The organism is Mesorhizobium sp. M7A.F.Ca.US.014.04.1.1 (assembly GCF_003998745.1).
Taxonomy (GTDB): Bacteria; Pseudomonadota; Alphaproteobacteria; order Rhizobiales; family Rhizobiaceae; genus Mesorhizobium; species Mesorhizobium ciceri.
This window is the reverse complement of sequence record NZ_RZRW01001288.1, coordinates 1-685: the sequence shown is the minus strand read 5'-3', so window position 1 is coordinate 685 and position 685 is coordinate 1. Positions and strand designations below refer to the sequence as shown.

Annotated in this window: 1 protein-coding gene; it reads left to right on the top strand. The window is 60.4% G+C overall.

Annotated elements, in window-relative coordinates; all coding sequences use genetic code 11:
• The first annotated feature begins 42 nt into the window (after positions 1 to 42).
• Entirely contained in the window at positions 43 to 339 is a 297-nt protein-coding gene (locus EOA22_RS36120; protein WP_127390736.1) for an AzlD family protein, read from the top strand.
• The last annotated feature ends 346 nt before the right edge of the window (positions 340 to 685 follow it).

Here is a 685-nt window from a genome sequence, read left to right as displayed (position 1 = left end):
GGTCATCCTGCCTCCCCATCACAGCGGCGTAAAGGCGCGGCCATGAGCACGACCTTCTGGATCATCATCGCCGGCGCAATCGCGACCTATCTGACGCGCATCGGCGGGCATCTGGTCATCTCCCGCTTCGAAACCATCCATCCGCGCGTTGAGGCCGGTCTCAACGCCGTGCCGGCGGCGGTGCTGACGACGCTGGTGGCGCCGGAACTGTTGAATGCCGGACCGGCGGAGTGGGCGGCTCTGGTGGTCACCGCCGTGGTTTCGTTGCGCGGCGGGTTGATGGCGATGTTTCTGGCGGGTGCGGCGGTGCTGATCATCGCCCGGCAGTTCGCCGGCTGACTTTTTGTCTTGGTCAGTCCACGTATGCTCACCAACGCGGCGCCGACACATGTAGTGATCGAGGCAATAATTCCTGTCAGGCGCTTCTTGAAAATCGAAGCGATCCACACCGCGCTCAGCCGAATTGCCTCCGATCTCTCCTGATGGGCGTGACGCACAAGGTTGGTGTAAAGGGCGTCGCGCTGCATCGGAGTCAATGCGCCAAGATCGATCGGCCAGGGGCCGAGAGGTTCAGGTGACATTTCCATCTCCCGTGGACGCCCGGATCGGCGTCGATAACAGGCGATTTACGCGCCGTTGATCATCCGATAAAATGAATTATTAAGATCATTTTATTCTCCGGGAG